The sequence below is a fragment of the Rhizobium sp. BR 249 genome, assembly GCF_047445895.1.
Lineage (GTDB): Bacteria > Pseudomonadota > Alphaproteobacteria > Rhizobiales > Rhizobiaceae > Rhizobium.
Map to the genome: position 1 here is coordinate 1 of NZ_JARWKX010000034.1, position 13,436 is coordinate 13,436.

The following is a 13,436-nucleotide window of genomic DNA, read 5'->3' on the forward strand; positions in this document are numbered from 1 at the left end:
GAACACAAACCAGCATCAGCCAATCCGCTTGAGTTTCACTAGAACGAGTAACTTCGTCGCCAGCAGCGCCGCCGCCCTCGTCAGTGAGTGGGCTTATAGAACTAACCCTCCCAAACAGTCAACACTCATTCCAAAAGTTTTTTGACATTTTTGTAACAGGTTGAAAATCAAGGGTTTTTAGCAACAATTTTCAAAAGCGCGCAAAATTGCCGCCTGATGAAGCGGTTTTTGGGATTCATTTTCGCCGAATCCCGCAGAATGGCTTCGCCGATGAAGACAAGGCTTATATGGGAAGCCCGAGATCGAATTCCAGCGTGCTTGCCTCTCACACGCCTCACTCGCTAGTTTGGAGAAGAACGATCCGGCGGAGTGAAGAATAATGCTTGTCCTCGATGAAGAACAGACGCGTGCGGCCCTGCCCTGGCCGGAGCTGATCGAGGCGATCGCCGCCATGTTTACGAGCGAATGCGTGATGCCGGTGCGCCATCACCACGACATGGACGTGCCCGGCGAGGAAAGTGCGACGCTGCTTCTGATGCCGGCCTGGGTTCCCGGGCGCTATGCCGGGGTGAAGGCGGTTTCCGTTTTTCCCGGCAATGCGCGGCGCAGCCTGCCGGCAATCTCAGGGACCTATCTTCTTTCCTCCGGCGCCACCGGCGAAATGCTCGCCGTCATCGACGGCGGCGAATTGACGGCACGGCGGACGGCGGCGGCATCGGCGCTGGCCGCCCGTTATCTCGCCCGCCCGGATGCGCAGGAGCTGCTCGTCTGCGGAACCGGTCGGCTGTCGCTCAACCTGATGTTCGCCCATGGCGCGACCCGGCCTATCAAGAAATATAGGATCTGGGGACGCAACACGGACGCGGCAGAGAAAACCGCAGCAGAGGCACGGACGCTCGGTCTGGATGCGGAGGCGACCTCGGACAGGGAAGCAGCCGCTCGAACGGCCGACATCATTTCCTGCGCCACGCTTTCGAGCGAGCCGTTGATATCGGGCGAATGGCTGAAGCCCGGCGCGCATCTCGATCTCGTCGGCGCCTTCAAGCCGAGCATGCGCGAAAGCGACGATGAGGCCATCCGCCGTGCTTCTGTCCATGTCGATACCCGTGCCGGCGCCTGCAGCGAGGCCGGCGACATCGTCCAGCCGTTGAAAAGCGGCGTGCTTGAGATGAGCGACATCAAATCGGAGCTTGCCGAGCTTATCAGCGGCGCGCGTGGCGGGCGAAGCCATGACGGGGAAATCACCCTGTTCAAGTCGGTCGGCGCAGCACTCGAGGATCTCGCCGGCGCCATCCTTGCCTATGAGACGGTGGCGGGCCGCAAGTGACGATCAGCGCATCCTTGCCGGAGCTTCCGGTTTCGCATGTCCTGCCGGCCGTCGGCGCGGCGCTGGCCGAACGAGGGCGCGCCATCCTTTCCGCCCCGCCCGGCGCCGGCAAGACGACCTTGGTGCCGCTCTACTTGCTCGACCAAGCCTGGCGCGGCGACGGCAAAATCATCCTGCTCGAGCCGCGGCGGCTCGCGGCACGGGCGGCGGCAAGCCGCATGGCATCGCTGATCGGCGAACAGGTGGGCGAGACGATCGGCTACCGCATGCGCCTCGACAACAGGATATCGGCGGCGACCAGGGTCGAAGTGGTGACCGAAGGGGTTTTCGCCCGGATGATCCTCGACGATCCGGAGCTGTCAGGCGTCTCGGCCGTGCTCTTCGACGAATTCCATGAGCGGTCGCTCGATGCCGATTTCGGGCTGGCGCTGGCGCTCGACGTGCAGTCGGCGCTACGTGACGATCTGCGTATCCTGGTCATGTCGGCGACGCTCGACGTGGAACGCGTGGCCGCCCTGCTCGATCACCCGCCTGTCATCGAAAGCCTGGGGCGCAGTTTTCCGATCGATATCCGCTATCAGGACCGGCCAGGCGGCGAGCGCATCGAGGATGCTGTCACACGGGCGATTATCAATGCGCATGCCGATGAAGACGGCTCGATGCTGGCCTTCCTGCCCGGACAGGCGGAAATCACGCGCACCGTGGAGCGCCTGCAGGGGCGCTTCGGGCCTGAAACGCTGATTGCTCCCCTCTATGGCAATCTCAGCCAGAAGGAGCAGGATGCCGCGATCCGGCCGGCGGCCAAGGGAACGCGCAAGATCGTCCTTGCCACCTCGATTGCCGAAACCTCGATCACCATCGACGGTGTCAGGATCGTGATCGACAGCGGGTTGCAGCGTCTGCCGGTTTTCGGGGCCTCGACCGGGATTACGCGGCTCGAGACGGTGCGCGTCTCCAGGGCCTCCGCCGATCAGCGGGCCGGCCGCGCCGGACGAACGGAACCCGGCATCGCAATAAGGCTGTGGCACCAGGGACAGACGGCGGCTTTGCCGGCTTTCACGCCGCCGCAGATTCTTTCCAGCGATCTTTCCGGACTGGTGCTCGATCTCGCCCATTGGGGCGTTCAGGACCCAACGTCGCTCGCCTTCGTCGATCAGCCGCCGGAAACGACGCTCAGGGAAGCGCGGGCACTGCTCGGCCAACTCGGCGCGCTCGACAAGGACGGCGCTCTGACGGCGCGCGGCAAGATCATGCGCGATCTCGCTTTGCCGCCGCGGCTTGCCGCCATGGTCGTTTCATCAGGCGAATCGGGCCATGCCCGGGAGGCGGCGATGATATCAGTGCTTCTGACCGAACAGGGGCTCGGCGGACCGAGCACCGACATCGAGGAACGGCTGCGGCGTTTCAAGGCCGAGCGCGGCGAAAGAGCCGACGCCTCGCGGCGGCTGGCAGGGCGGCTGGCCGCCGGCCTCGACAGCGTTGCCGCAACGGCGCCGGCGCTCGCGGGCCAGCTTCTGCTGCATGCATTCCCTGACAGAATAGCGCTTCAGCGCGGCGGACGCGGACGATTCGTGATGGCGAACGGGCGGGGAGCGGAACTGCCGGAAACCGAAAGGCTGGCCGGCAGCCAGATGCTCGTCATCGCCGATCTCACCGGGCGGGCGGCGCAGGGGCGGATTCTCGCGGCCGCCGAAGTGACACGCGCCGACATCGAAGCAGAGCTGCCGGGCGAGATCAAAACGGGCGACCAGACATTCTTCGACCGGCAGAGCCGGCAGGTGCGGGCGCGGCGGGCAACCCGGCTCGGCGCGATCGTCTTCGACGAGACGCCCTTGCCGCGCCCTTCCGGAACCGCCGTCACAGCGGCGCTGATGGAAGGGGTGCGCGAATTGGGGCTCGATCAGCTCGCCTTCTCGAAGGAGGCACTCCAGCTTCGCGAACGGATCGGGTTCCTTCACCGGACGATCGGCGATCCGTGGCCCGACGTCAGCGACGATGCAATGCTTTCCCGGCTGGACGAATGGTTCGCCCCCTTCCAGACGGAGGCGCGCGGCCTTTCGGAAGTTTCCGCGGGCGGTCTTTCGAACGGGCTGATGTCGCTGGTGCCGCACGAGCTGCAGCGCGATCTTAGCCGGCTTGCGCCGACGCATTTCGAGGCGCCGACCGGACAGCGGCATCCGATCCAATATGAGGGCGAAGAGCCGGTGCTGACGATCCGCGTGCAGGAGCTGTTCGGGCTGAAGCAGCACCCGGCCATCGCCGGAGGCCGCCTTCCTCTGCTCCTGGAACTGACCTCGCCGGCGCACCGGCCGATCCAGACGACCCGCGACCTGCCGGGCTTTTGGGCCGGCTCTTGGAAGGATGTGCGCGCCGAGATGCGCGGGCGCTATCCCCGCCATCCCTGGCCGGAGCGGCCGGAAGAAGCGCCCCCGACGACACGGGCAAAACCGCGTGGTACATGAGGGCGAGCCAAGGAGCCTGGCATGATCGACAAGACGGAAAGCCACACGCTGGAAGATCGGCACAGCAGCCGCAGGCTGCGCCTGCAGACGCTGGTGCGGCTGCGCTGGCTTGCCGTCGGCGGGCAAGCGGCGACCGTGTTCATCGTTGCCTTCTGGCTGAAATTTCCCCTGCCGCTGATCGCCAGCTGCTCACTGATCGCCGCCCTTGCCTGGGTGAATTTCTACCTGACGATCCGCTATCCGCCGACGCATCGGCTGGGGCCACCTGCCGCCTTCGCGCTGCTCGGCTTCGATCTTCTGCAACTCTGCGCGCTGCTCTTCATCACCGGCGGCCTTGCCAATCCCTTCGCCGCTCTCGTCTGCGTGCCCGTCATCATCTCCTTTGCCTCGCAGCCCATCCGCTACAGCACCGCGCTGATCGGTTTTGCGATGGTCTGCATCACGGTGCTTGCCTTTTCGCCCTTCCCGCTGCCCTGGTTCGACGGGGTAGAGATCAATGTGCACAATGTCATGCAGTTCGGTGTCTGGTGCTCGATTGCCTCGACGATGGCCTTTGCCGCTTTCTATGCCTATCGCGTCTCGATGGAGGCGGGCCAGCTTGCCGACGCGCTGGCGGCAACCGAACTGGTGCTGCAGCGGGAAAAGCATCTTTCGCAGCTCGACGGGCTGGCTGCCGCCGCCGCGCATGAACTCGGCACGCCGCTGGCGACGATCAGCGTCGTCGCCAAGGAAATGGAACGGGAGCTCAAGGACGACGACCGGTTTCGCGAAGACGTGATGCTGCTGCGCAGCCAGAGCGAACGCTGCCGCGACATCCTGCGGCGGCTGACGACGCTTTCCTCGGAAGGCGAGGCACATATGCGCCGGCTACCATTATCCTCGATGATCGAGGAGATCGTGGCACCCCACCGGGAATTCGGCATCACGCTCGAGCTCATCGAAAAGAGCCCGCGCAAGGGCGAACCAGTCACCGACCGCAATGCCGGCATCATGTACGGGCTCGGCAACCTCATCGAAAATGCCGTCGATTATGCCAGGGAGAAGGTGACCGTGACGGTCGAGCACAATCACGACAAAGTGCGGATCATCATCGAGGACGACGGCAATGGTTATTCGCCCGACATTCTGACGCGGATCGGCGAACCCTATGTGACCAAGCGGCAGAAGGAGGATACGGCCGGCGGGCTCGGGCTCGGGCTTTTCATCGCCAAGACGCTGCTGGAACGCTCCGGCGCATCGCTGATTTTCGAGAATCGCGACCCGGAAAGCGCGGGTGCGCGCATCCGAATCGAATGGCCACGCATGCTGATCGACGCAAATTCGACAAAATGAGTTTATCGGCATAAGTAGGAATTGAGATCGGCGCTCAGCCGCCAGGACCCGAGACGATGACAGAACAGAATCATGAAAATTTCGCAGCATCTGATGAAGACCATATCGGTCCCGACGCCAGCCTGCTGATCGTCGACGACGACGGGCCGTTCCTGCGCCGGCTGGCGCGGGCGATGGAGACGCGCGGTTTTCAGGTGGAAACGGCCGAATCAGTGGCGGAAGGCGTTGCGAAATCGAAAGGCAGGCCGCCAAAATATGCGGTGGTCGACCTTCGCCTCGGCGACGGCAACGGGCTCGACGTCATCGAAGCGATCCGCCAGCGGCGCGACGACACCCGAATTATCGTATTGACCGGCTATGGCAATATCGCCACGGCGGTGACCGCCGTAAAACTCGGCGCCGTCGATTATCTCGCAAAACCTGCCGATGCCGACGACGTCTTTTCGGCGCTGACGCAGCGGCCAGGCGAAAAGGCGGAGCTTCCCGAAAATCCGATGTCGGCCGACCGCGTGCGCTGGGAGCATATCCAGCGGGTCTATGAAATGTGCGAGCGCAATGTTTCCGAGACGGCGCGCCGGCTCAACATGCATCGGCGGACGCTGCAGCGCATCCTTGCCAAACGCGCGCCGAAATAGGCAGCGGGATTAGACATCGTCCACATTGAACGGCTTTCCGTTCGCCCATTCGGCCATCATCAGCCTTTGGGCGGCGGCCCGCGAGAAATTGAGCGTGACCGATTTGCGCGTGGCGGGCGCCAAACGGTGTTCCGGCGCCTCGCGAATCATGTGGGCGCCATAACCGTCCGAGAGGAAAAGCCCGCATTCTTCAGGAAAAATGTCGAGCGGCACGCCCTCGTGAGTCGCAAAGAACAGTCGGTCGCAATGCAGCCTATATTCCGGCCATTTGCGATCGACCCTGAAATCCTCGATCGAGGTCTTGATTTCGATGATCCAGACCTCGCCCTTTTCCGAAAGCGTGATCAGATCGGCGCGGCGGCCGCTCGCCAGCGGCAGTTCCGGCAGTACGGCGTGACGCATTTCATGCAGCAATATCTGCGTTCCCCGCCGCACCATCATGGCTCTATCCGATTGCCGGCCATCGATTAACGGATTGTTATTGTAAACGCTCAAAATCGTCATGGATAACCATCGCGGTGTCGGGTGTGTTGTTGCAAAAAAACCATGCGCTTTTAATTTGCGCGCGAGACGGATTTGTCGTGCTGCAGCAGTCTTGCAAAGCGCAAGTTAATCGAAAATAAACCATAATCAACGATGGTCGAAAGACCTTCTCCTTGCCCCAAAACTTCAAGAGTCATCTATGCGCTTCCGCAATGCATTCCCTGTATTTGGCCTGCTGACGACGCTCGCTCTGGCCGGTTGCTCCACGAGTTCCGACAGCGCCTCCGTCGACGACAAGGGCGCAGGCCCGACGGTACAGACGGCACAGATCTTCAACGACGCCTACGGCGTGACGAAGGATGCCGGATACTCCCTGCCGGCGATCCCGATCGACAGGGTCAAGCCGCAGTTCCGCCGCCAGGTCGTCAGCTACCAGACCACCGAGCGTCCCGGAACGATCATCGTCAACACGCGCGAGCGCTTCCTCTATTACATCCTGGCCAACGGCAAGGCGATGCGCTACGGCATCGGCGTCGGCAAGCAGGGCTTCGCATGGGCCGGCACCGCCTACGTCGCCTGGAAGCAGGAATGGCCGACCTGGCACCCGCCGAAGGAAATGGCCATTCGCCGCCCCGACGTCGCCAAATACGTCGAAGACGGTATGGGCCCGGGTCTCAGCAATCCGCTCGGCGCGCGCGCCATGTATCTCTTCAACGAGGACGGCAAGGACACGCTCTTCCGCCTGCACGGCACGCCGGAATGGGCCTCGATCGGCACCGCCGCTTCCTCGGGCTGCATTCGCCTGATGAACCAGGACGTCATCGACCTTTACAGCCGCGTCCGTCCCGGCAAGGGGACGTCCAAGGTCGTCGTCATTCAGTAAGCTAGATACCGAATTCGGTATAAAAAAGGCCGCCGGAACCTCGTTCCGGCGGCCTTTTCATATTCACACGGCCTGCTTCGCTTTCAATTCGAGGCGGCGGCGGTGAAGCACCGGCTCGGTGTAGCCGTTCGGCTGCTCCCTGCCCTTCAGGACGAGATCGAGAGCCGCCTGGAAGGCGATCGAACCATCGAAATTGCCTGCCATCGGCTGGTAGGCGGGGTCCGACGCGTTCTGCCGGTCGACGACGGCGGCCATACGCTTCATCGTCTCGACGATCTGAGCCTCGCCGACGACCTTGTGATGCAGCCAGTTCGCCATGTGCTGGGCCGAGATGCGCAAGGTCGCGCGGTCTTCCATCAGGCCGACATTGTTGATGTCGGGCACCTTCGAGCAGCCGACGCCGTGATCGATCCAGCGCACGACATAGCCGAGGATGCCCTGGGCATTGTTGTCGAGCTCGCGCTGGATTTCCTCCGGCGTCCAGTTCGGCCGCACCGCGACCGGCACGGAGAGAATATCCGACAGCTTGGCGCGGGCGCGGTCCTTCAGCCCCTGCTGGACCTTGGCGACATTGACGCGGTGATAGTGGGTGGCGTGCAGGGTCGCCGCCGTCGGCGACGGCACCCAGGCGGTGTTGGCGCCGGCTTTGGGATGGGCAATCTTCTGTTCCAGCATCGCCGCCATCAGATCCGGCATCGCCCACATGCCCTTGCCGATCTGGGCATGACCCGACAGGCCGCATTCGAGGCCGATATCGACGTTCCAGTTCTCATAGGCCGAAATCCAGGCCGCCTGGCGCATGTCGCCCTTGCGAATCATCGGGCCGGCTTCCATCGAGGTATGGATTTCGTCGCCGGTGCGGTCGAGGAAGCCGGTATTGATGAAGACGACGCGCTCGCGGGCGGCGCGAATGCATTCCTTGAGATTGACGGTGGTCCGGCGCTCCTCGTCCATGATGCCCATCTTGATGGTGTTGCGCGCCATGCCGAGCGCATCTTCGACCCGCGAAAAGATCTCGACGGCGAAAGCGACTTCTTCGGGCCCATGCATCTTCGGCTTGACCACATACATGGAACCGGTGCGGGAATTCTTCTTCCGGCCGGCCGGGCCGATATCATAGAGCGCGATCAGGCCGGTGATGACGGCATCCATGATGCCCTCGGGCACTTCATTGCCGTCCCGGTCGAGGATCGCGGGATTGGTCATGAGGTGGCCGCCATTGCGCACCAGCATCAGCGAGCGGCGATGCACCTCGAAGGAAACGCCATCGGGGCCGGTATAGTCCAGATCCGGGTTGAGCTTGCGGATGAAGCTCGTTCCACCCTTCGCCACCTCTTCCTGCAGATCGCCCTTCATCAGGCCGAGCCAGTTACCGTAGACGACGACTTTGTCTTCGGCATCGACGGCGGCAATCGAATCCTCGCAGTCCATGATCGTCGTGATCGCCGATTCCAGCCAGACGTCGGAAATATGCGCCGGGTCGGACTTGCCGATCGCCGTCGACGCGTCGATGACGATATCGATGTGAATGCCGTTATTCCTGAGGAGAATATGCGAGGGAGCGGCCGCATCGCCGCGATAGCCGGCAAAATGCCCGCTATCCCGAAGCGTTACCTGCTCGCCGTCGACCGATCTGACGACAAGCGCTCCATCCTGGACGGCGAAGCTTCCGACGTCCTTCCAGCTCCAATCCTGCAGCGGCACCGATGCATCGAGGAAGTCGCGCACCCAGGCGATGACCTTCTCGCCGCGCTTCGGATTGTAGCCCTTTCCCTTCTCGGCGCCGTCGCTCTCGGGAATGGCGTCCGTGCCGTAGAGCGCATCATAGAGCGAACCCCAACGGGCATTGGCGGCGTTGAGCGCATAACGCGCATTCATGACGGGAACGACAAGCTGCGGACCGGCGATCGAAGCGATTTCAGGATCGACATTTTCTGTCGAGACCTGAAAATCCGAGCCCTCCGGCAGCAGATAACCGATTTCGCGGAGGAATGATTGGTATTCGTCCATATCCGCCGGCGCACCATGGCGGCGATACCAGTCATCGATCTTTGCCTGCAGTTCGTCGCGTTTGGCGAGCAATGCGCGATTCCTCGGGCCGAGATCGTGAACGATCGCCGAAAAATCAGCGAAAAACTTCTCCGCATCGACCGCCAGACCCGGCAATACGTCCTTGACTAGGAAATCGTGAAGGACGGTTTCGATGGCAAGACCGTTCTTGTCTATGCGGCTCATGCGACATTCTCCCTGCAGCAGCTTTCGGAAGCTGACACTTTGCCCGGCTTTCATTCACAGTCAATTCAGCAATAATTCGAAAGATTTATGCTCTTTCGGAAATTATGCGCGGCGTCACGCGCATCGGCAGTCCGTTCTGTGGCTGAGTCGTCAGCTTCTGCACCGGCCAGGGGTTGGTCTGATCGGTGGAATCGAAGCGATAACGGTGCATCAGGACGGCAAGGGCGATCACCGCCTCCTGAAGCGCGAAGGTCGCTCCGATGCAGACGCGCGGACCGGCGCCGAAAGGCAGGAACTGGAAGCGTCCGATAGAGCCGCGATTTTCCGGCAGGAAGCGCTCCGGCATATAGACGCGCGGTCTGTCCCAGTGACGTTCGTGGCGATGCAGCGTCCAGGGCATGATGAGCACCGTGACGCCGGCCTCGATCTCGACCCGCTCGCCCTTGGCGCTCGTCCAGGAATCATCCGCTATAGCGGCACGGTTGATGGATGGCGCAGGGGGATAAAGGCGCAGGGCCTCCTCGAAGGCGGCGCGCGTCTGCGGCATCATATCCAGCCATTCCACAGGTTCGGCGCCGGTGGCGAGCACCGCGTCGATTTCCTCTTCCATCGCCGCGCGGATATGTGGGCTGTTCGATACGCAATAGAGCGTCCAGGCCAATGCCCTGGCTGTGGTCTCATGCCCTGCGCCGATGAAGGTCAGGATATTGTCTTCGATCTCTTCCTTCGTCAGTCCGTCAGGGCCTGCCTGTTCCAGGAGCAGCGTCAGGAAATCCTCGGGCGCGGCACGGCGATCCGCCTTCATCTTGGCAAGCCGCATATCCATCGTGTCACGCACGATGGCGCGGAATTTCTCCAGCACTTTCTGGCCACCGATGCGTGTCACACGTGGAACCCAGGATGGAGCGCGCATCAGATCCATCGGGTCGACGCGACCCATGCGATGCAGAAGTTCATTGACGTCGTCAGCGAAATGGCCGCTCGAGGTGACGATTTCACCGGAGAATAACGTGTCGGCGAGAATCGCGAAGGTCAGCTCGGTCATATCTGTGCTGATATCGAAAATTGCGCCTGCCTCGCCTGCGCTCTCATATTTGCGGACATAGTCTTCGGACTGGCGCAGCATCTGTCCGGCAAAGCCCTGGGCATGGCGGGGTGTGAAGACAGGCGCCACCGCCTTGCGTGATCTCTTCCAGACCGGACCTTCGGCGGTCAGAAGGCCGTCACGGAGGATCGGTCGCAGGACGAGCTGGCGAACATCCGACATGCGGTAATTATTGGCATTGTCGACCAGCACATGCTTGATGAGGCCGGGATCGTTGACGATCAGCGTCCTCTGGCCGAAGAAGCTCGTTCTGATCCAGGGCAGCGTATAGGAGGGCTCGCCCCAGAGTTCGAGCGGGTTGCGCAGTATGATGCGGATGATTTCCAGCCGGCTCGGCGGCACGGTGCGCGGCAGCGGTGCCGGCGGAACGAAGGGATCAGGACGCATGTCCATCGTCAAAGCCTTTCGGGGAAGATCGGCGCCTTCCCGGCAAGCTTGAAGCTAGAGCAGGCCCTTGAGTTCGTCCAGCTTGTCGTTGATCAGCCAGCCGTAATAATTCTCCTCCGGCCAGACCGTCGTGCCGCCAGAACGGTTCTTCGCGGCAAGGGCCGCGGCACGCTGGCGCGAATTGCCGACATTATAAAGCGTCGCGGTCAAGCCGGGATTGCCCGAGATATCCATGCCGGCAATCTCCTTGTAATCGTCGATCGACCTGCGGATCGAAGCGGCGACGAAGGCAAGCGAGATATCGGGGTCCATGATGGCCTTGTAGACCGCGCCGGCATTCTTCTCGTTCAGCTTCGGATAACCCGACACGCGGCTGACGAGATCAGAGAGCATCAATGCCGTCAGCGGGTTGACCTGGCCGAGACCGAAGGTCTGGCCGGCATAGAAGGGCTGGAAGAAGACGGCGCTGAAGCGGTTGTTGGGGAAGCTTTGACCGCCGACGGTCTTACCACGGAAATCGCTTTCCCAAACGTCTTCACGGCAGGACCAGAGCGTATAGGAATCGCTCTTGCCCTTGCATTCGGCAAATTGCGGCCGCGCGACGAAGTCGTCGATGTTTTCGCCGTCATAGGCGAAGCGGAAGCTTTCTCCGGCATAGGAGGCGGCTTTTACATAATAGGCCTGCAACCGGTCGTAGGCGTCGACATTATAGGTATGTTCGCCGACGATCGCGCCGATGACATGAATGGGATTGATGCCGTAGGCGCTGGAGACCTTGCGGATCTTGGCCATCAGCTCGCGATCGGTCGCCAGAAGCTCGTGGACCTTCTCATATTTCAGATCGAAGCTGCTTTTGGTGCCCTTGGTGCGGCGAACGGATGCGCCCGGAATATCGGGCTGCTCGGCATGACGATTGCCTGCCGGCACTGTCTGCATTGCGAAGGCCGGCGCTGAATTCACCAGGGCAACGGCAATCATAAGGCTTGTCAAAAGGCGTCGCACGATCCGCTATCCCGTCCGTTCATCGTCCTGTTCGCGATGCGGCTGACTGGACCAGAATCTTGGCCGAATAAAGCCGGAGCGGAAAACAAAACGGGCCTTCACTAAAAAGTAAAAGGCCCGCTGTCGAGAGTGGAATTCGTCACAACTCGGCATTCACACCGGTAAAGAGATGGACCGGTGCGCCGAAATCACAGAATGAAGCGCGACAGGTCGGTATTCTGCGCGAGATCGCCGACATGTTCGCGAACATAGGCGGCATCGATCGTAATCGCCGTGCCGCCACGATCCGGGGCGTTGTAGGAAATATCGTCCAGGACCCGCTCCATCACCGTCTGCAGGCGGCGCGCGCCGATATTCTCGACGGAGGAGTTCAGATGCACGGCGACGTCAGCGAGCGCGTCGATCGCGTCCTCGGTGAAATCGAGGTTCAGGTTTTCGGTCTCCATCAGCGCGCGATACTGGCGGATGAGGCTCGCTTCCGTCTCGGTCAGGATCCGGCGGAAATCCTCCTTGTTCAGCGGGCGCAGCTCGACACGGATCGGCAGTCGGCCTTGCAGCTCGGGAAGAAGATCCGACGGCTTGGCGACATGAAAGGCGCCCGACGCGATGAAGAGGACATGGTCGGTTTTAACAGGTCCGTATTTGGTCGAGACCGTCGTGCCTTCGACGAGCGGCAGGAGGTCGCGTTGCACGCCTTCACGGGAAACGCCCGCACCCATGCCGCCGTCACGGGCGGCGATCTTGTCGATTTCGTCAAGGAAGACGATGCCGTCATTCTCAACCGAGCGGACGGCCTCGCGCTGGATCACCTCATTGTCGATCAGCTTGTCGGACTCGTCGCGGATCAGATCGGTATAGGAAGCCTTGACTGTCGTGCGGACCTTCTTGGTACGGCCGCCCATAGCCTTGCCGAACATTTCCGACAGGTTCAGCACGCCGATATTGGCGCCCGGCATGCCGGGAATTTCGAAGCCGCCCATGCCGGAACCGGTATCGGCCACCTCGATATCGATTTCCTTGTCGTCGAGTTCGCCGTCCCTCAGCTTCTTACGGAAGTTCTCGCGGGTGGCAGGCGAAGCGGTGGTGCCGACCAAGGCATCGAGAACACGCTCTTCGGCGCTGACATGCGCCTTGGCCTGCACTTCGGCCCGCTTCTTCTCGCGCACCAGGCCGATGCCGACCTCGACAAGATCGCGGATGATCTGCTCGACATCGCGGCCGACATAGCCGACCTCGGTGAATTTGGTGGCTTCCACCTTGATGAAGGGCGCGCCGGCGAGCTTTGCCAGGCGGCGGGAAATTTCCGTCTTGCCGACGCCGGTCGGCCCGATCATCAGGATGTTCTTCGGCATGACTTCGTCGCGCAGGCTCGGATCGAGCTGCTGGCGGCGCCAGCGGTTGCGCAGCGCGATCGCGACGGCGCGCTTGGCCTCATGCTGGCCGATGATGTAGCGGTCGAGTTCGGAAACGATCTCGCGAGGGGAAAAGGTCGTCATTGCGTATCATTCTCCTGGCGGTCCGGGGCAATCAGCGGCACCCGGCCGTAATTCATCGTTATTTTCGCCAAGCCTTGAAAGCATGGTTG

The 13,436-nt window shown here is 61.9% G+C and carries 11 protein-coding genes; 5 read left to right on the forward strand and 6 right to left on the reverse strand.

Features of this window, described 5'->3' with window-relative positions:
* Positions 1-379: 379 nt before the first annotated feature.
* Genes QD408_RS24430 through QD408_RS24445 form a run of 4 tightly spaced genes read left to right on the forward strand, consistent with a single transcriptional unit; the run spans position 380 to position 5,756 of the window.
* The gene (locus QD408_RS24430; protein WP_414141072.1) at positions 380-1,327 is read left to right on the forward strand and encodes an ornithine cyclodeaminase family protein; all 948 of its coding nucleotides are present in this window, start codon (positions 380-382) and stop codon (positions 1,325-1,327) included.
* Complete coding sequence (gene hrpB / locus QD408_RS24435) at positions 1,324-3,789, forward strand: ATP-dependent helicase HrpB (protein WP_414141073.1); 2,466 nt, start codon at positions 1,324-1,326, stop codon at positions 3,787-3,789. The genes QD408_RS24430 and hrpB overlap by 4 nt, the downstream gene beginning before the upstream one ends.
* Positions 3,790-3,810: 21 nt before the next feature.
* Positions 3,811-5,121 (forward strand): ActS/PrrB/RegB family redox-sensitive histidine kinase, encoded by a 1,311-nt coding sequence (locus QD408_RS24440; protein ID WP_088683061.1) that lies wholly within the window; start codon positions 3,811-3,813, stop codon positions 5,119-5,121.
* Between the two features lie 56 nt (positions 5,122-5,177).
* The gene (locus QD408_RS24445; protein WP_088683004.1) at positions 5,178-5,756 is read left to right on the forward strand and encodes an ActR/PrrA/RegA family redox response regulator transcription factor; all 579 of its coding nucleotides are present in this window, start codon (positions 5,178-5,180) and stop codon (positions 5,754-5,756) included.
* 9 nt (positions 5,757-5,765) lie between these two features.
* Here QD408_RS24445 and QD408_RS24450 read toward each other — a convergent pair whose 3' ends face one another.
* Together QD408_RS24450 and QD408_RS24455 are read right to left on the reverse strand one after the other, a co-directional pair.
* Positions 5,766-6,260 carry an MmcB family DNA repair protein gene (locus QD408_RS24450; protein WP_088683005.1) on the reverse strand — a complete coding sequence of 165 codons (495 nt, stop codon included), beginning with the start codon at positions 6,258-6,260 and terminating at the stop codon, positions 5,766-5,768.
* Positions 6,261-6,310: 50 nt separating this feature from the next.
* Positions 6,311-6,436, reverse strand: coding sequence for a hypothetical protein (locus QD408_RS24455; protein WP_280950446.1), 126 nt, complete (start codon positions 6,434-6,436; stop codon positions 6,311-6,313).
* 2 nt (positions 6,437-6,438) lie between these two features.
* Between QD408_RS24455 and QD408_RS24460 the strand changes: the two genes are divergently transcribed.
* Positions 6,439-7,122 carry a L,D-transpeptidase gene (locus QD408_RS24460; RefSeq protein ID WP_414141074.1) on the forward strand — a complete coding sequence of 228 codons (684 nt, stop codon included), beginning with the start codon at positions 6,439-6,441 and terminating at the stop codon, positions 7,120-7,122.
* A gap of 63 nt (positions 7,123-7,185) precedes the next feature.
* Here QD408_RS24460 and QD408_RS24465 read toward each other — a convergent pair whose 3' ends face one another.
* From QD408_RS24465 to hslU, 4 genes are all read right to left on the reverse strand, one after another.
* Complete coding sequence (locus QD408_RS24465) at positions 7,186-9,357, reverse strand: malate synthase G (RefSeq protein WP_414141075.1); 2,172 nt, start codon at positions 9,355-9,357, stop codon at positions 7,186-7,188.
* Positions 9,358-9,442: 85 nt separating this feature from the next.
* Positions 9,443-10,855, reverse strand: coding sequence for a cytochrome P450 (locus tag QD408_RS24470; protein ID WP_414141076.1), 1,413 nt, complete (start codon positions 10,853-10,855; stop codon positions 9,443-9,445).
* Positions 10,856-10,903: 48 nt separating this feature from the next.
* Positions 10,904-11,851, reverse strand: a complete 948-nt coding sequence (locus tag QD408_RS24475) for a DUF1402 family protein (RefSeq protein WP_088683009.1) — start codon at positions 11,849-11,851, stop codon at positions 10,904-10,906.
* A 188-nt stretch (positions 11,852-12,039) separates the two neighbouring features.
* Entirely contained in the window at positions 12,040-13,347 is a 1,308-nt protein-coding gene (gene hslU, locus QD408_RS24480) for an ATP-dependent protease ATPase subunit HslU (protein ID WP_414141077.1), read from the reverse strand.
* Positions 13,348-13,436 lie beyond the last annotated feature (89 nt).